Source organism: Streptomyces spectabilis, assembly GCF_008704795.1.
Taxonomy (GTDB): Bacteria; Actinomycetota; Actinomycetes; order Streptomycetales; family Streptomycetaceae; genus Streptomyces; species Streptomyces spectabilis.
In genome coordinates this window covers 4,199,069-4,215,281 of record NZ_CP023690.1, presented here as the reverse complement: position 1 = coordinate 4,215,281, position 16,213 = coordinate 4,199,069, and the positions used below count along the sequence as shown (strand labels likewise).

Genomic DNA, 16,213 nt, shown 5'->3' with positions numbered 1-16,213 from the left:
CCCCGTGGGGACGGTCGGCCAATCGCGACAGGAGGTGACTCGGGCAGATGGCCCCGTAGTCTGACGGTTACCGAAAACCGAAATACGAACACCTCGTGCGAGCAGCCATGCCCTCACGACGTCGCGCCCCGGATACCCGGCCGGATACACGGAGACAACGTGCAATTCCACGACTCGATGACCAGCCTCGTCGGCAACACCCCGCTGGTCAGGCTCAACAACGTGACGCAGGGCCTGAAGGCCACCGTCCTCGCCAAGGTCGAGTACTTCAACCCGGGCGGTTCCGTGAAGGACCGCATCGCCCTGCGCATGATCGAGGCGGCCGAGGCCAGCGGCGAGCTCCGCCCCGGCGGCACGATCGTCGAGCCGACCAGCGGCAACACCGGCGTCGGCCTGGCGATCGTGGCCCAGCAGAAGGGCTACAAGTGCGTCTTCGTGTGCCCGGACAAGGTGAGCACCGACAAGATCAACGTGCTGCGCGCCTACGGTGCCGAGGTGGTCGTCTGCCCGACCGCCGTCGACCCGGAGCACCCGGACTCGTACTACAACGTCTCCGACCGCCTGGTCCGTGAGATCCCGGACGCCTGGAAGCCGGACCAGTACTCCAACCCCAACAACCCGCTGTCGCACTACCACTCCACCGGTCCCGAGCTGTGGGAGCAGACGGACGGGAAGATCACCCACTTCGTCGCGGGCATCGGCACCGGCGGCACGATCTCCGGCACCGGCGGGTACCTGAAGGAGGTCTCGGGCGGCAAGGTCCGGATCGTCGGCGCCGACCCCGAGGGCTCCGTGTACTCCGGCGGCTCCGGGCGGCCGTACCTGGTCGAGGGCGTCGGTGAGGACTTCTGGCCGACGGCCTACGACCGCAACGTCACCGACGAGATCGTCGCCGTGTCCGACAAGGACTCCTTCCAGATGACGCGGCGCCTCGCCAAGGAGGAGGGCCTCCTGGTGGGCGGCTCCTGCGGCATGGCCGTCGTCGCGGCGCTGCGCGTCGCCGAGGGCCTCGGCCCCGACGACGTCGTGGTCGTCCTGCTGCCCGACAGCGGCCGCGGCTACATGAGCAAGATCTTCAGCGACGAGTGGATGAACGACTACGGCTTCCTGGAGGAGGCCGGCGACCAGCCGCGCGTCGGCGACGTCCTGAGCCGCAAGGAGGGCGGCGAGCTGCCCTCGCTCGTCCACATGCACCCGGAGGAGACCGTCGGCGAGGCGATCGAGGTCCTTCGCGAGTACGGGGTGTCGCAGATGCCCATCGTGAAGCCGGGCGCCGGGCACCCCGACGTCATGGCCGCCGAGGTCATCGGCTCGGTGGTGGAGCGCGAGCTGCTCGACGCGCTGTTCGCGCAGCGGGCGTCGCTGCACGACCCGCTGGAGAAGCACATGTCCGACCCGCTGCCGCAGGTCGGCTCCGGCGAGCCGGTCGGCGACCTGATGTCCGTGCTCGGTGGCGCGGACGCGGCGATCGTCCTCGTCGAGGGCAAGCCCACGGGCGTCGTGAGCCGCCAGGACCTGCTCGCCTTCCTGGCGGAGCAGCAGGGCAGCTAGGGCCCCCGGGGCCGGACTTCGCGGAACCGGTACGTACGCGACACGTGCGCGCAGCACCCCCTTAACACGGCTCCGGCACGGTAGGGGGTGTCGGCGTCAGGACTTCCGGAGCGGCTCCCGGACCTCCAGCGACGCCCCGGACGCGAGCGCTCGGCCCTGACCCCGCGCCCGTCCCTCGCGGGGACCGCCGTCGTCCCGCCCCTCGGCCACGCCCGGGGGTGCGGCGGTCCCCGCGCACCCGCTCCCCTTCAAGAACCGCGCTACCGCGCTTGTCCTCAAACGCCGGACGGGCTGGATGATCTCGGCTGCCCGCCATCGCCGACGACGGCGTGCAAGCCGCTAGGTCGGGGCCGGGCCGGATGGCTGGGGTGTCACGGGTGGGCGGGTGGGGGAAGGCAGGCGACGGCGTGCAAGCCGCTAGGTCGGGGCTCGCACGGCGTGCCGGGGCAGGTACGGGTGGGTGGGTGGGAGAAACCCCCCAGCGGGGGAGGCTCAGTCCTCCCAGTCGGGCTTGCGGGGGGAGCGGCGGAGGAGGGGGAGGAGACCCGTGCCCCGCACGGCGTGAACCGCGTTGACGCCGACGATGCCGAACCACGTCACGAAGAGCCCGGAAAGACCCGCGTTCACCACACCGATCGCCGAGAGGGGGATCGCGAGGATGAGCGAGACGATGCCGAAGCCGAAGCGCTCGCCCCAGGAGTCGACTCCGCTGGAGGGGTTGCGCGCGCTGCGGGCCATGATCATCTGCTGCTCGGCCAGGTGACGGCGCATCTGCCGGTCGATCGTCCCGTCGAGCCGCTTCTCGACCTTTTCGAGGAACGAGTCGACGAGCGCGGACTCGTACTCTTCGCCGAGATCCTTGCGCGCGTGCAGGGCGGCGTCGAGTTCCTTCTTGAGTTCGGCGTCACGTGTGGCTTCCATATCCCGTACGGTACGCAGCCCCCGCCGTCCGTGCAGTGGGGCTAACCCCCCATTCCGTCCTGGGCGAGACCCCCGGTCGCCGGCGCGCGCCGGGCGAGCAGCCAGTACAGGAGGGCCGGGACCACGAGCCCCACGATCCAGGAGACGTCCGCGCCGCCGAGCGGGTCCACCAGCGGGCCGGTGTAGAAGTGCGTGACGAGGAAGGGGAGTTGGGCCAGGAGGCCGACCCCGTACACGGTGAGCGCGTCCCAGCGCCAGGCGCCGTACCGGCCGTGCGGGTCGAACAGGGCCGGGATGTCGTACCGCTCCTTGGAGATCAGGTAGTAGTCGACCAGATTGATCGCCGACCACGGGGTGAAGAACGTCAGAAGGAAGAGCAGGAAGTCCTTGAACGACGTCAGGAAGCTGTCCTTGCCGAGGAGCGCCACCGTGGTGCCCACGACCATGATCAGACCGATGTACGCGGCCCGGCCGCGCGGCGAGATCTCCTTCTGGGTGCGGAAGCCGCCGATGCTGGTGACCATCGACATGAAGCCGCCGTACGTGTTGAGCACGTTGATGGTCAGCTTGCCGAGCGCGATCACGAAGTACAGGAGCGAGGCCACCAGGCCGGTGCCGCCGAGCTCCACGACGTACGCGACCTGGTCGTCCAGGAACACCCCGCCCGCGCTCGCGGCCACCAGGACGCCGAACGTCATCGACCACTGCGACCCGAGCGCGGAGCCGGACAGCGTCCACCAGAACGTGGCGCGGGCCGACGTCGTACGCGGCAGATAGCGCGAGTAGTCCGCGACGTACGGGCCGAACGCCAGCTGCCACGAGGCCGAGAGCGAGACCGCGAGCAGGAACACCGGCAGGTCGAAGCGGGCGTCGGCGAGGAGGGCGGAGAGGTCGACGCGGTCCAGGAGGCGGATGCCCAGATAGACGAAGGCGAGCGCGCAGACGACGCTCGCGATCCGGCCGAGGACGTGGATCACGCGGTAGCCGACCGCGGCCGTCACCGCCGTGACCGCGGCGAAGAGGACGATCCCGGTGGTGTCGCCGGTGTGCGTCAGCTCGGCGGTGGCCTGCCCGGCGAGCACGCTGCCGCTGGCGAAGAAGCCGACGTACATCAGGATGACCAGGAGGAGCGGCACGACGGCGCCGCGCACGCCGAACTGGGCCCGGGACTGGATCATCTGGGGCAGGCCGAGCTTGGGGCCCTGGGCGGAGTGCAGGGCCATGACGGCGCCGCCCACGACGTTGCCGAGGGCCAGGCCGACGACGGACCACACCACGTCGCCGCCGAAGACGACCGCGAGCGCGCCCGTGACGACGGCCGTGATCTGGAGGTTCGCACCGAGCCAGAGCGTGAACTGGCTGAAGGCGCGGCCGTGCCGCTCCGCGTCCGGTACGACGTCGATGGAGCGGCGCTCCACCAGGGACTTGGGTGACTCTGTCATGGTGCGCCGGTCCTCGTCTCGCCGGACTGTATATGGTCATGCAGAGTTCTGGTTTGCTGAATACTTTGTCAATGGTCGGGTGGCGACAAGAGCGGGAGCGGCGTGAGGAGTCCGGCATGAGTGACAGTCCAGCGGCACGGCTTCAGGTGCTCTTCGAAGGGCACCGGCTCACGCCGACGCAGCGGCGCATCGCCCACTGCATGGTGCGGCGCGCCGCCGACGCGCCCTTCCTGTCCAGCGTCGAGCTCGCCGAACTCGCGGGCGTCAGCCAGCCGTCCGTGACCCGCTTCGCGGTCGCGCTCGGCTTCGACGGCTACCCGGCCCTGCGGCGGCACCTGCGCGACGTGGCCCCGGCCGAGGCGCCGGAGGACGCCGAGGCGAACGAGTACCAGCAGGCCGTAGAGGCCGAGATCGAGAACCTGCGCCACCTCGCGGCGGTCCTCGCCGACCCCGCGCCCGTCGAGCGCGCGGGCCGCCTCCTGGCCGCCTCGCGCCCCCTGCCGGTCCTCGGCCTGCGCGCCGCCGCCTCCCAGGCCTACGGCTTCTCGTACTTCGCCGCGAAGGTCCACCCCGACGTGCGGCTGCTCGACGAGGGCGGCTCCATGCTCACCGACCGCCTGGACGCGGCCGTGCGCGCCGGGGCCACCGTGCTGCTGTGCTTCGCCCTTCCCCGGCATCCGCGCGAGGCCGTGGACGCCCTGGCCCACGCCCAGGGCGCGGGCCTGACCGTCGTCACCGTCGCCGACTCCGCCTTCGCGCCCGTGGCCGCGCACTCCGACCTGCTGCTGCCCGCCGCCGTCGGCACCGGCCTCGCCTTCGACACGGCCTGCGCCCCGATGCTGCTCGGCCGGGCGCTCCTTGAGGCCATGTGCGACGCGCTGCCCGACGCGCAGGCACGCCTGGAGGAGTTCGACGCGGGGGCGGCGGAGCGGGGCCTCTTCGTGGAGTAGCGCCCGCTCCGTCAGGCGACGCGGGCGCCGCGCCGCCAGACCGCGGAGACGAGCGGTACGCCCGGCCGGTAGGCCAGGTGGACATGGCTCGGCGCGTCCAGGAGCGCCAGGTCGGCGCGGGCTCCGGGGGAGAGCCGGCCGACGTCCGTGCGGCGCAGCGCCGCCGCGCCGCCCGCGGTGGCCGCCCACACCGCCTCGTCGGGGGTCATCCCCATGTCCCGTACGGCGAGCGCGACGCAGAACGGCACGGACGACGTGAACGACGAGCCCGGGTTGCAGTCCGTCGACAGGGCGACGGTCGCGCCCGCGTCGAGCAGCCGCCGGGCGTCGGGCCACTCGGCGCGCGTGGAGAACTCCGCGCCCGGAAGCAGCGTGGCCACCGTGCCGCTGTGGGCGAGGGCGTCCACGTCGGCGTCCGTCAGGTGCGTGCAGTGGTCGGCGCTCGCGGCGTCGAGCTCCACGGCGAGCTGGACGCCCGGGCCGTAGCTGAGCTGGTTGGCGTGCACGCGTGGGTGCAGACCCCTGGCCTTCCCCGCCGTCAGGATCGCCCGCGCCTGGTCGCCGTCGAAGGCGCCCTTCTCGCAGAACACGTCGATCCAGCGGGCGTGCGGGGCGCAGGCGTCCAGCATCTCGCCCGTCACCAGGGCCACGTACGCCGCCGGGTCTGCGGCGAAGTCCGGCGACACGATGTGGGCGCCGAGGAACGTGACCTCGTCCGTGTGGCGCCGCGCGATGCGCAGGGCGCGGGCCTCGTCCTCGGTCGTCAGGCCGTACCCCGACTTCGTCTCGAACGTCGTCGTGCCCTGGCGCAGGGCCTCGGCGAGGTAGCGGGCGAGGTTCGCCTCCAGGGCCTCGTCCGGTGCGGCGCGGGTCGCCGCCACGGTGGTGCGGATGCCGCCCGCCTCGTACGGGCGGCCCTCCATGCGGGCGTTGAACTCCTGGGTGCGGTCGCCGGCGAAGAGGAGGTGGGAGTGCGAGTCCACGAAGCCGGGCAGGGCCGCCCGGCCCTCGGCGTCGTACGCCTCGTCCGCCGCCGGGGCCTGCGCGCCCGGGCCCACCCAGGCGACCTCCTCGCCGTCCAGGACGACGGCCGCGTCCTCGACGAGCCCGAGGGGGCCCTGGCCGAGGGCGGGGTCGTTGGTGACGAGGCTGCCGATGTTGCGGATGACGGTGGTGGTCATGGGGGTGTGTCCTGTTCGTGGGTGGGTGCGGGTGGTGCCCTCGCGGCGCGCCCCTGACCCGCCCCTTCCCGACCTGGGGGCTCCGCCCCCAGACCCCCGCTCCTCAAACGCCGGAGAGGCTGGAAGACCCAGCCCGTCCGGCGTTTGAGGACGAGGCGCGGAGCGCCGAAAAGGGGGTCCAAGGGGGCGGAGCCCCCTTGTTCGGGAAGGGGCGGGTCCGGGGCGCGCCGCGAGGGCTAGTGCAAGGCTGCCACCGCTCGGGCCAGGGACGACGGCACGTCGGGGAGGAGGGTGTGGGCGCCGTCGCGGACCACGTGGCGGCCCCCGACCACGGTGTGCCGCACGTCCGCCGCGCTCGCCGCGAACACCGCCACCTCCGCCCCGAGCCGCGCCGCGGCCCCCGCGGTCCGCACGGAGTCGAGCGCGACCGTGGCGAAGTCGGCGAGCGCGCCGGGCGCCAGGGCCCCGGCGTCGGCCCAGCCGAGCGCCGCGTGCCCGTCGGCGGACGCGGCCCGCAGGAGCGCCGCCGCGGTCCAGTGCCCGCGCGTATGCGAGCGGAGCCGCTCGTTCAGCTCCATCGCCCGCGCCTCCTCGAAGAGGTCGATCACGGCGTGGCTGTCGCTGCCGAGGGACAGCGGGCTGCCCGCCCGCTGGAGGGCGGGCGCGGGCCCGATGCCGTCGGCGAGGTCCCGCTCGGTGGTGGGGCACATACAGGTGCCGGTGCCCGAGCCGCCGATGAGGGCGATGTCGGCGTCCGTGAGGTGCGTGTTGTGGACGCCCGTCGTGCGCGCGCCGAGCGCCCCGTGGTCGGCGAGCAGCCGCGTGGGCGTGCACCCGTGCACGGCGAGGCACGCCTCGTTTTCGGCGGTCTGCTCGGAGAGGTGGACGTGCAGCGGGACGCCCCGCGAGGCGGCCCACTCCACCACCGTGCCCAACTGCCGCGCGGGCACGGCCCGCACGGAGTGGACGGCCGCGCCGACCCGGGCGTGCTCGCGGTCCTTGAGCAGCGCGGCCCGCTCCGCCCACGCCTCGGCCGTGCCGTCGGAGAACCGCAGCTGGTGGTGGTTGGGCGGCTCGCCCTCGGTGGCGTCGCGCAGCCCGGCGGCCACGTACGCGGTGTCGAGCAGCGTGATGCGGATGCCCGCGTCGGCGGCAGCCGCGATCAGGGCCTCGCCCATGGCGTTGGGGTCGGCGTACCGCTTGCCGCCGGGCGCGTGGTGCAGATAGTGGAACTCGCCGACGGCCGTGACGCCCGCGAGCGCCATCTCCGCGTACACCGCTCGCGCGAGCTCGTGGTACGTCTCGGGCGTGAGCCGGTCGGCGACGGAGTACATGACCTCGCGCCACGTCCAGAACGTGCCGCTGCCGACCTGCACGGTGGAGCGCAGCGCGCGGTGGAAGGCGTGGGAGTGGGCGTTCGCCAGGCCCGGGATCGTCAGGCCGCGCAGGACCGTCGCGCCCGGCGGCGGGGCCTCGACGCCGGTGCGGACGGCGGCGATCCGCCCGTCCGCGCCCACGTCGAGCGCCACGCCGGGCTCCACGACCGGATCGAGCCAGGCCTGCTCTGCCCAGTACGTGTGCGTCACCGGCACGCCAGGCCCTCCAGTACGTCGGCGAGCGCCCGCACCCCGGCGAGGCAGTCGTCCTCCGCCGCGTGCTCGGCGGGGGAGTGCGAGACGCCCGTGGGGTTGCGGACGAACAGCATGGCGGTCGGCACGGACGCGGAGAGGATGCCCGCGTCGTGCCCGGCGCCGGTGCCGAGCACGGGCACTTCGCGGCCGGTCCGCCCGCGCAGGATCGCGCCCAGCTCGTCGCGCAGCGCGTGCTCGAACTCGATGACCGGTGTGAACGACTCGCGCACGACGGCGAGGTCGACGCCGTGCCGGTCCGCGTACTCGCGGGCGGCCTTCTCGACGGCCGTCACCACCGTGTCGAGGGTGTCCTGGTCCGCGGCGCGCGAGTCGAGCCAGCCGCGCACCAGGGACGGGATGGCGTTGACGCCGTTCGGTTCGACGGAGATCTTGCCGAACGTGGCCACCGCGCCCGCGAGTTCCGCCTCGCGGCGGGCGGCGAGGACCGTCTCCGCGTAGCTCAGCATCGGGTCGCGGCGGTCGACGAGGCGGGTGGTGCCCGCGTGGTTGGCCTCGCCGCGGAAGTCGAAGCGCCAGCGGCCGTGCGGCCAGATGGCGCTGGCGATGCCGACCTCGTCGCCGGACAGGTCGAGGGCCCGGCCCTGCTCCACGTGCAGCTCCACGAACGCGCCGATCCCGGCGAGCCGCTCGGGGTCGGGGCCGATCGCGGACGGGTCGTACCCGGCCGCCTCCATCGCCTCCGGAAGGCGTACGCCGTCGCCGTCGCGCAGCTCGTACGCCTGCTCCTTGGTGAGCTGCCCGGCAGTGAGCCGGGAGCCGACGCAGGCAAGGCCGAAGCGGGCGCCCTCCTCGTCACCGAAGTTGGTGAGGGCGAGGGGGCGGGTGAACTCCACGCCCCTGGCGCGGAGTTCGTCGAGCGCGGCGAAGGAGGAGACGACGCCGAGGGGACCGTCGAAGGCGCCGCCGTCGGGGACGGAGTCCAGGTGCGAGCCGGTGACGACGGCGTCCCCCGCGGCCGGGTCGCCGAGCCACGCCCACTGGTTGCCGTTGCGGTCCGTCTCGTACGCCAGACCGCGACTCTCCGCCTGCTCCTGGAACCAGGTGCGGCAGTCGGCGTCGGCCCCGGTCCAGGCGTAGCGGCGGTAGCCGCCCGTTTCGGCATCGCGGCCGATGGGGCTCAGATCGGCCCACATGCGCTGGAAGGAATCAGCCCGTCCGGCGTTTGAGGACGAGGCCGCAGGCCGATCGGTGGCGGTCACTCGCCCTCCCGCATGGGGATGCGCACACCCCGGTCGTCGGCCACCGCGTCCGCGGACTCATAGCCCGCGTCGACGTGCCGGATGACCCCCATCCCGGGGTCGTTCGTGAGGACCCGGCGCACCTTCTCACCGGCCAGCTTCGTACCGTCGGCGACGCTGACCTGGCCCGCGTGGATGGAGCGGCCCATGCCGACGCCGCCGCCGTGGTGCAGGGAGACCCAGGAGGCGCCGGAGGCCACGTTGACCATGGCGTTCAGCAGGGGCCAGTCGGCGATGGCGTCGGAGCCGTCGCGCATGCCCTCGGTCTCGCGGTACGGCGATGCCACCGAGCCGCAGTCGAGGTGGTCGCGGCCGATCGCGAGCGGGGCCTGGAGCTCGCCGGAGGCCACCATGTCGTTGAAGCGCTCGCCCGCCTTGTCGCGCTCGCCGTAGCCGAGCCAGCAGATGCGGGCCGGGAGGCCCTGGAAGTGGACGCGCTCGCCCGCCATCTTGATCCAGCGGTGCAGCGACTCGTTCTCCGGGAAGAGGTCGAGGATCGCCTTGTCGGTCTTGTGGATGTCCGAGGCCTCGCCGGAGAGGGCCGCCCAGCGGAAGGGGCCCTTGCCCTCGCAGAACAGCGGCCGGATGTACGCGGGGACGAAGCCGGGGAAGGCGAACGCGCGCTCGTAGCCCGCCAGTTGGGCCTCGCCGCGGATGGAGTTGCCGTAGTCGAAGACCTCGGCGCCCGCGTCCATGAAGCCGACCATGGCCTCGACGTGCTGGGCCATGGACTCGCGGGCGCGCTGCGTGAAGCCCGCCGGGTCCTTCTCGGCGGCCGTGGCCATGTCGTCGAAGTCGACGCCGACCGGCAGATACGCGAGCGGGTCGTGGGCGCTCGTCTGGTCCGTGACGATGTCGACGGGGGCGCCCTCGGCGAGCATGCGCGGCAACAGCTCCGCCGCGTTGCCGAGCAGGCCGATGGAGAGCGGGCGGCGGGCGTCGCGGGCCTCGGTGGCGAGCTGGAGCGCGTGCTCCAGGGAGTCGGCCTTCACGTCGAGGTAGCGGTGCTCTATGCGGCGCTCGATGGCGCGCGGGTCGCAGTCGATACAGATCGCGACGCCGTCGTTCATGGTGACCGCGAGGGGCTGGGCGCCGCCCATGCCGCCGAGGCCGGCGGTGAGGGTGATGGTCCCGGCGAGCGTGCCGCCGAACTTCTTCGCCGCGACCGCGGCGAACGTCTCGTACGTGCCCTGGAGGATGCCCTGGGTGCCGATGTAGATCCAGGAACCGGCGGTCATCTGGCCGTACATGGTGAGGCCGAGGGCCTCCAGGCGGCGGAACTCCTCCCAGTTCGCCCAGTCGCCGACCAGGTTGGAGTTGGCGATGAGCACGCGCGGCGCCCACTCGTGGGTCTGCATGACGCCGACGGGGCGGCCGGACTGGACGAGCATCGTCTCGTCCTGCTTGAGCGTCTTCAGGGTGCGCACCATCGCGTCGAAGGAGCGCCAGTCGCGGGCCGCCTTGCCGGTGCCGCCGTAGACGACGAGCTTGTCGGGGTGCTCGGCGACCTCGGGGTCGAGATTGTTCTGGAGCATGCGGAGGGCGGCTTCCTGCTGCCATCCCAGGGCGCTCAGTTCGGTGCCGCGCGGCGCTCGTACGGGGCGGGGTCCTGACATGGCGGGTGCCTCCTCCGGGCTGTGACCTTGTTATTCACATCCTCGGCCGATGAATAGCTCTAGTCAATAGCACCGTAGGGCCAGCGGGCGCGGCGCTCGGGTGATTGTGTGGATCACATGAGCCTCGACGACGCGACGGTTCCCGGCCCCACCGTCGATCCCACCAGTCCCCCGGGCGCGGAGGCCGCCGCCCGCCGCGACCAGGCCGTGCGCGCCGCGATCGAGCAGGGTCTCGTCAGCCCCGAGAACCCGCTCGCCGGCCTCATCGACGTCACCGGCGTCCGCGCCGCCGCCACCGCCCTGCGCGCCGCCTTCGCCGGGGTCACCCCGCCCGGCACCCCCGTCCTGCACGCCTTCGCGGTGAAGGCGACGCCCCTGGTGCCCGTCCTGCGGCTGCTGCGCGAGGAGGGCATCGGCGCCGAGGTCGCGAGCCCGGGCGAGCTGGCCCTCGCCCGCGCCGCCGGGGTGCCGCCCGCGCACACCGTCCTCGACTCGCCCGCCAAGACCCCCGCCGAGCTGCGCGAGGCGCTCGCCCTCGGCATCGCCGTCAACGCCGACAACTCGCAGGAGCTGGCCCGCATCGACGCCCTGGTGCGCTCGGCGCCCACCGGCGCGCCGCTCGGGGTGCGGGTGAACCCGCAGGTCGGCGCGGGCTCCATCGGCGCGCTCTCCACGGCGACCGCGACCTCCAAGTTCGGTGTGCCGCTGCGCGACGAAGGCGCCCGCGAGTGGCTCGTGCGGGCCTACCTCGACCGGCCCTGGCTGACCCGGGTGCACGCGCACACCGGCTCCCAGGGCATCCCCCTCGACCTGCTCGTACGGGGCGTCGCGGCGGTGTACGAACTCGCCGAGGAGATCAACGCCCGCGCCGGGCGCCGCCAGGTCGACACCCTCGACATCGGCGGCGGACTGCCCGTCAACTTCGCGTCCGACGAGGCGGATCCGACCCACGGCGCCTACGCGCGCCTGCTCAAGGAGCGCGTCCCCGGCCTGCTCGACGGGCGCTACGGCCTGGTCACCGAGTTCGGCCGCTCGCTGCTCGCCAAACAAGGGGTGCTGCTGGCCCGCGTCGAGTACGTCAAGGAGGCGGGCGGGCGCCCCATCGCGCTGACCCACGCGGGCGTCCAGGTGGCGACCCGCACGGTGTACGCGCCCGAGTCCTGGCCGCTGCGGCTCGCCGCGTACGACGCCAAGGGCCGTCCCAAGCAGGGGCCCGCCGTCGGCCAGGACGTCGCGGGCCCGGCCTGCTTCGCGGGCGACCTGCTCGCCGCCGACCACCCGCTGCCACGCCTGGAAGCGGGCGACCACGTGGCGGCCCTGGACACCGGCGCCTACTACTTCGCCCAGCACTACTCGTACAACAGCCTCCCGCGGCCCGGGATCCACGGCTTCGCCGCGCGGGCGGACGGCACGGTCCGGTTCGCCACCGTGCGGGCGCCGCAGCCGGTGGCGGAGCTGGTCGCGGAGGCGGGCGGCGGCGTGCCGGACGCGCTGGACGGCTTGTGAGGGCCGCGCCGAGGGCTCTGATGTTCCTCAACTCCGGCATCGTCGCGGCGTGTCCCGGGCAAGAGATCCTTCCCAAGTGCCCGGTCACGTTCGGGGGAGGCTCGTGTGACGACTTCAGGAACGAGCGGTAGCACCACACACCCGGCCGAGGAGGAGCCCGGCCTGCGCCGGGTCCTCGGCCCCAAGCTGCTGATCCTCTTCGTGATCGGCGACATCCTCGGCACCGGCATCTACGCCACCACCGGCAAGGTGGCGGGAAAGGTGGGCGGCGCCCTCTGGCTGCCCTTCCTCATCGGCTTCGTCGTGGCGATCCTGACGGCCGCGTCGTACGTGGAGCTGGTCGGCAAGTACCCCAAGGCGGCGGGCGCCGCGCTCTACACCCAGAAGGCCTTCAAGGTCCCCTTCCTGACCTTCATCATCGCGTTCATGGTGATGTGCTCGGGCCTGTCGTCCGCGAGCGCGGCCGCCCGCGCCTTCAGCGGGGACTATCTGAGCGAGCTGACCGACGACGCCCTGCCGCCGACGCTCGTGGCGATCGCGTTCATCCTCGCCCTCGCCGCGCTGAACCTGCGGGGCGTGTCGGAGTCGGTGAAGACGAACGTCGTCCTGACGGTGGTCGAGCTGACCGGCCTGCTGATCATCCTCGCGATCGGCGCGTGGGCCGTGCTCACGGGGGACGGGGAGCCGTCGCGCCTCACCGAGTTCGAGGCGAGCGGCACCGGATACGCCCTGCTCACCGGCGTCCTCGGCGCCACCGCGCTCGGCTTCTTCGCCTTCGTCGGCTTCGAGGACTCGGTGAACATGGCGGAGGAGACCAAGGACCCCACCCGCACCTTCCCGCGCGCGATCTTCATCGGCGTGGCGGTGACCGGCACCATCTACGTCCTGGTCGCCCTGGTCTCCTCGCTCCTCGTGGACTACGAGACCCTGGAGGGCTCCAGCGGCCCGCTCCTGGAGGTCGTGAAGGCGGGCGGCGTCGACTTCCCGCACAAACTCTTCGCGCTCATCGCCCTGTTCGCGGTCACCAACTCCGCCCTCATCAACATCATGATGGCGTCCCGCCTCTGCTACGGCATGGCCAACGAACGCATCCTGCCGCGCGCCATGGGCCGCGTCCTGGCCGGCCGCCGCACGCCCGTCGTGGGCATCGCGTTCGTGTCCCTGCTGGCCATCGGCCTGGTCTCCACCGGGGAGATCGAGGGGCTCGGCGACACCACGGCGTTCCTGCTCCTGTGCGTGTTCGCCGTCGTCAACGTCGCCGTCCTGGTGCTGCGCCGGGACCCCGTGGCGCACGACCACTTCCGCGCGCCGACGGTCCTGCCCGTGCTCGGCGCGATCACCGCGCTCGTCCTGGCGAGCCCGCTCGCCGACCGCCCCGCCGAGGTCTACATCCGCGCGGGCGTGCTCCTCGTCATCGGCATCGCCCTGTGGGCGGTGAACAAGCTGGCCATGACCGTTCGGGCGTAGGAGAGGCGAACGCCGGACGGGCTGGAACTCTGCCGCGAGCGGCACGATCCAGCCCGTCCGGCGTCCGGCGTTCGAGGGCGCGGCGGCGGCCCCCTACTCCTCGACCGTCAGGCCCCGGCGCAGTCGCACGAGGGTGCGGGACAGCAGACGGGAGACGTGCATCTGGGAGATGCCCAGCTCCTCGCCGATCTCCGACTGGGTCATGTTCGCCACGAACCGCAGGGAGAGGATCTTCCGGTCCCGCGGCGGCAGGTCGGCGATCAGCGGCTTCAGCGACTCGACGTACTCGATGCCTTCGAGGCCGTGGTCCTCGTAGCCGATGCGGTCGGCGAGCGCGCCTTCGGAGTCGTCCTCCTCGGGCTGCGCGTCGAGCGAGCTCGCGGTGTAGGCGTTGGACGCCGCCATGCCCTCGACGACCTCGTCGTGCGAGATGCCGAGGCGCTCGGCGAGCTCGGCCACCGTCGGCGAGCGGTCGAGCTGCTGCGCGAGTTCGTCGCCCGCCTTGGCGAGGTCGAGGCGGAGCTCCTGGAGCCGTCGCGGCACGCGCACCGACCACGACGTGTCGCGGAAGAAGCGCTTGATCTCACCGACGATGGTCGGCATCGCGAAGGTGGGGAACTCGACGCCGCGGCTCAGCTCGAAGCGGTCGATCGCCTTGATCAGGCCGATGGTGCCGACCTGGATGATGTCCTCCATCGGCTCGCTGCGGGAGCGGAACCGGGAGGCGGCGAACTTCACCAGGGCGAGATTGAGCTCGACGAGGGTGTTGCGTACGTACGCGTAGGCGTGGGTGCCTTCTTCGAGGGAGTCGAGCCGCTCGAAGAGCGTCTTGGAAAGGGCTCGCGCGTCGAGGGGGCCCACCTCGTCGAACGGGGGGATCTCGGGGAGCCCGGAGAGTGTCTCGGGCCGCTCACCGGTGTGCGACGGGTCCGTCGCGGCCGGCGGCAGCGCCTCTTCGGCGGGGCCGGGGATCGTGGTGCGGGTGCGGTTCGGCGGGGGTGTCGACGTCGCTTGGTCAGTACGCGATTCGTCGAGCCGGGGTGACATGGTGTCCTCCATCGTTCTCGGCATATGGCTGCCGATGCCACTACGTGCACTGCGGTGTGCGGCGCCTCCATGGCCGTCCGGGTCGGGTGGTGTCCCTTCTACCCCTACCCGCTTCCGGCGCGGAGTCGCAAGTGCGTTGCGTGGCGAAATGTCCGAATTCAGGGGGATGTTCGGGTACCCCGGAACGTAGGGAAGGCGTAATGTTCAGGGGCGTCATCGCGCGTCACGGCGCGCGCCTGTAACAGCCCAACGGTCGGAAGAGAGTGACGGCATGGACCGCGGGACAGTCGGCAGCGCACACAGGGGCCGACTTCTGGTCGAAGTCCGAAAAGAGGGCCGCAGCGCCGTCGTGACTCCGGCGGGTGAGCTCGATCACCACACCGCCGATCTGCTGCGCGAGCCGCTCGAGGGCTGCGTCGACGAGGGCTTCTCGCGCCTCGTGGTCGACTGCTCACGGTTGGAGTTCTGTGATTCCACGGGTCTCAACGTGCTGCTCGGGGCCCGCCTCAAGGCCGAGGCCGCGGGGGGCGGGGTGCATCTCGCCGGGATGCTGCCGGTGGTGGCCAGAGTGTTCGAGATCACTGGGGCCGACGCCGTCTTCACCGTCCACGAGACGCTCGAAGCGGCGCTGGCTGACTGAGTCGGACCTCTCTTCGAGTGGATTACGAGGTGTGTGGGGGGCGATGTGATGGATGACGTGAAGCGTTATGTGTCAGTTGCCGCTGTGTGATCAATGCGTTACCAGCGTCACACGGTTCCCACCGAATCCATGGGTGTTCGTCCGGTTCGACCGGGCAGAAGTCACCCTGAATCCGGAGTCGGCCGTCGTCCGGCGGACGCCGGACCGCACAGCAGACCAACGTCGGATCAAACGTCAGAAACGGCAAGCGGCCGAGGAGCGGCCGGGCGGGCAGCAGGCCCGCCGTCGGGCTCCCGAGGTCCGTCACTTGTCCAGAGTCCTCTTGTCGGTGAGGTGAAGTGCTGATGAGCGCCACCCGGCCTTACTCGCCGGGCGACCGTGGCCCGGAGCCGGAGGCCGCGGTCGCGGACGCTCCCGCGCACGCGGCAGGCCCCGGGTCCGGGGGCCGCCAGGTCCGCAGGCTGAGCCTGGACGGCGCGAGCGGCGTGGTGCCGCTCTCGCGGGACTTCACCCGCGAGGCGCTGCACGCCTGGGGCTGGCTGCCCGCGGCCGCCGCCGACCGGCGTGCCGCGGCGGAGGACGTCCTGCTCGTGGTCTCCGAGCTGGTGACCAACGCCTGCCTGCACGCCGAGGGCCCCGACGAGCTCTGGCTGTCCTGCGACAACGGCAAGAAGGTGCTGCGCATCGAGGTCTCCGACCGCGGTGCGGGGCAGCCCGCGCCGCGCACGCCGCACCGGGCCGGGCGGCCCGGCGGGCACGGCATGTTCATCGTGCAGCGGCTCTGTCTGGACTGGGGGGTCGTGCGGACCCCCGGGGCGACGGGCAAGACGGTGTGGGCGGAGCTGGGGGCGCCGGGCTAGCGCCCGCGCCCGCAAGGGTTACCCACGGTTCACAGGACGCGCCGGATCTCCACGGATCCGGCGCGTCCTTTGTCTTCCCTCGACAAGGTCCCCGGCGTACCTTGAGCGCCCGATCTGATGTGCCGTCAGCAAATCAGTGCGC

General features: G+C 72.4%; 13 protein-coding genes. 6 read left to right on the top strand and 7 right to left on the bottom strand.

Translation table 11 applies throughout. The annotated features are described in order from the left end of the window. Nucleotides 1-159: 159 nt before the first annotated feature. Entirely contained in the window at nucleotides 160-1,551 is a 1,392-nt protein-coding gene (locus tag CP982_RS18180) for a cystathionine beta-synthase (RefSeq protein WP_150511502.1), read from the top strand. 492 nt (nucleotides 1,552-2,043) lie between these two features. Here CP982_RS18180 and CP982_RS18175 read toward each other — a convergent pair whose 3' ends face one another. Together CP982_RS18175 and CP982_RS18170 are read right to left on the bottom strand one after the other, a co-directional pair. Continuing rightward, a complete protein-coding gene (locus tag CP982_RS18175; protein WP_150511501.1) occupies nucleotides 2,044-2,472 on the bottom strand; it encodes a hypothetical protein in 429 nt (142 codons plus the stop codon). 41 nt (nucleotides 2,473-2,513) lie between these two features. Next, entirely contained in the window at nucleotides 2,514-3,914 is a 1,401-nt protein-coding gene (locus tag CP982_RS18170) for a purine-cytosine permease family protein (protein WP_150511500.1), read from the bottom strand. Nucleotides 3,915-4,030: 116 nt separating this feature from the next. Here CP982_RS18170 and CP982_RS18165 point away from each other — a divergent pair, with 116 nt between their 5' ends. Further along, nucleotides 4,031-4,864: a MurR/RpiR family transcriptional regulator gene (locus CP982_RS18165; RefSeq protein WP_150511499.1), complete on the top strand. Its 834-nt coding sequence runs from the start codon at nucleotides 4,031-4,033 to the stop codon at nucleotides 4,862-4,864. An 11-nt stretch (nucleotides 4,865-4,875) separates the two neighbouring features. Here CP982_RS18165 and hutI read toward each other — a convergent pair whose 3' ends face one another. The 4 genes from hutI to hutU form a co-directional block, all read right to left on the bottom strand. Beyond that, the gene (gene hutI, locus CP982_RS18160) at nucleotides 4,876-6,045 is read right to left on the bottom strand and encodes an imidazolonepropionase (protein WP_150511498.1); all 1,170 of its coding nucleotides are present in this window, start codon (nucleotides 6,043-6,045) and stop codon (nucleotides 4,876-4,878) included. A gap of 236 nt (nucleotides 6,046-6,281) precedes the next feature. After that, a complete protein-coding gene (locus tag CP982_RS18150) occupies nucleotides 6,282-7,631 on the bottom strand; it encodes a formimidoylglutamate deiminase (RefSeq protein ID WP_150515556.1) in 1,350 nt (449 codons plus the stop codon). Next, complete coding sequence (locus CP982_RS18145; RefSeq protein WP_150511496.1) at nucleotides 7,628-8,830, bottom strand: allantoate amidohydrolase; 1,203 nt, start codon at nucleotides 8,828-8,830, stop codon at nucleotides 7,628-7,630. Before CP982_RS18145 ends, CP982_RS18150 begins: the two co-directional genes overlap by 4 nt. Before the next feature lie 62 nt (nucleotides 8,831-8,892). After that, the gene (gene hutU, locus CP982_RS18140; protein ID WP_150511495.1) at nucleotides 8,893-10,551 is read right to left on the bottom strand and encodes a urocanate hydratase; all 1,659 of its coding nucleotides are present in this window, start codon (nucleotides 10,549-10,551) and stop codon (nucleotides 8,893-8,895) included. 117 nt (nucleotides 10,552-10,668) lie between these two features. Here hutU and CP982_RS18135 point away from each other — a divergent pair, with 117 nt between their 5' ends. Both CP982_RS18135 and CP982_RS18130 read left to right on the top strand, forming a co-directional pair. Beyond that, on the top strand, nucleotides 10,669-12,057 hold the full coding sequence (locus tag CP982_RS18135; RefSeq protein ID WP_150511494.1) for a type III PLP-dependent enzyme domain-containing protein: 1,389 nt from the start codon (nucleotides 10,669-10,671) through the stop codon (nucleotides 12,055-12,057). 105 nt (nucleotides 12,058-12,162) lie between these two features. Then, nucleotides 12,163-13,524: an APC family permease gene (locus tag CP982_RS18130; protein ID WP_150511493.1), complete on the top strand. Its 1,362-nt coding sequence runs from the start codon at nucleotides 12,163-12,165 to the stop codon at nucleotides 13,522-13,524. 93 nt (nucleotides 13,525-13,617) lie between these two features. Here CP982_RS18130 and CP982_RS18125 read toward each other — a convergent pair whose 3' ends face one another. After that, nucleotides 13,618-14,583, bottom strand: coding sequence for an RNA polymerase sigma factor SigF (locus tag CP982_RS18125; RefSeq protein WP_372503379.1), 966 nt, complete (start codon nucleotides 14,581-14,583; stop codon nucleotides 13,618-13,620). A 259-nt stretch (nucleotides 14,584-14,842) separates the two neighbouring features. Here CP982_RS18125 and CP982_RS18120 point away from each other — a divergent pair, with 259 nt between their 5' ends. Both CP982_RS18120 and CP982_RS18115 read left to right on the top strand, forming a co-directional pair. Then, nucleotides 14,843-15,211 (top strand): STAS domain-containing protein, encoded by a 369-nt coding sequence (locus CP982_RS18120; RefSeq protein WP_030672612.1) that lies wholly within the window; start codon nucleotides 14,843-14,845, stop codon nucleotides 15,209-15,211. 344 nt (nucleotides 15,212-15,555) lie between these two features. Beyond that, nucleotides 15,556-16,071, top strand: coding sequence for an ATP-binding protein (locus tag CP982_RS18115; RefSeq protein ID WP_150511491.1), 516 nt, complete (start codon nucleotides 15,556-15,558; stop codon nucleotides 16,069-16,071). Nucleotides 16,072-16,213: the final 142 nt, after the last annotated feature.

Bases quoted from the DNA above. Each gene is read 5' to 3' on its own strand.
- CP982_RS18145 (WP_150511496.1), bottom strand. From the start codon at position 8,830: ATGTGGGCCGATCTGAGCCCCATCGGCCGCGATGCCGAAACGGGCGGC.
- CP982_RS18170 (WP_150511500.1), bottom strand. From the start codon at position 3,914: ATGACAGAGTCACCCAAGTCCCTGGTGGAGCGCCGCTCCATCGACGTC.
- hutU (WP_150511495.1), bottom strand. From the start codon at position 10,551: ATGTCAGGACCCCGCCCCGTACGAGCGCCGCGCGGCACCGAACTGAGC.
- CP982_RS18175 (WP_150511501.1), bottom strand. From the start codon at position 2,472: ATGGAAGCCACACGTGACGCCGAACTCAAGAAGGAACTCGACGCCGCC.
- CP982_RS18165 (WP_150511499.1), top strand. From the start codon at position 4,031: ATGAGTGACAGTCCAGCGGCACGGCTTCAGGTGCTCTTCGAAGGGCAC.
- CP982_RS18125 (WP_372503379.1), bottom strand. From the start codon at position 14,583: ATGGAGGACACCATGTCACCCCGGCTCGACGAATCGCGTACTGACCAA.
- CP982_RS18115 (WP_150511491.1), top strand. From the start codon at position 15,556: ATGAGCGCCACCCGGCCTTACTCGCCGGGCGACCGTGGCCCGGAGCCG.
- CP982_RS18135 (WP_150511494.1), top strand. From the start codon at position 10,669: ATGAGCCTCGACGACGCGACGGTTCCCGGCCCCACCGTCGATCCCACC.
- CP982_RS18120 (WP_030672612.1), top strand. From the start codon at position 14,843: ATGGACCGCGGGACAGTCGGCAGCGCACACAGGGGCCGACTTCTGGTC.
- hutI (WP_150511498.1), bottom strand. From the start codon at position 6,045: ATGACCACCACCGTCATCCGCAACATCGGCAGCCTCGTCACCAACGAC.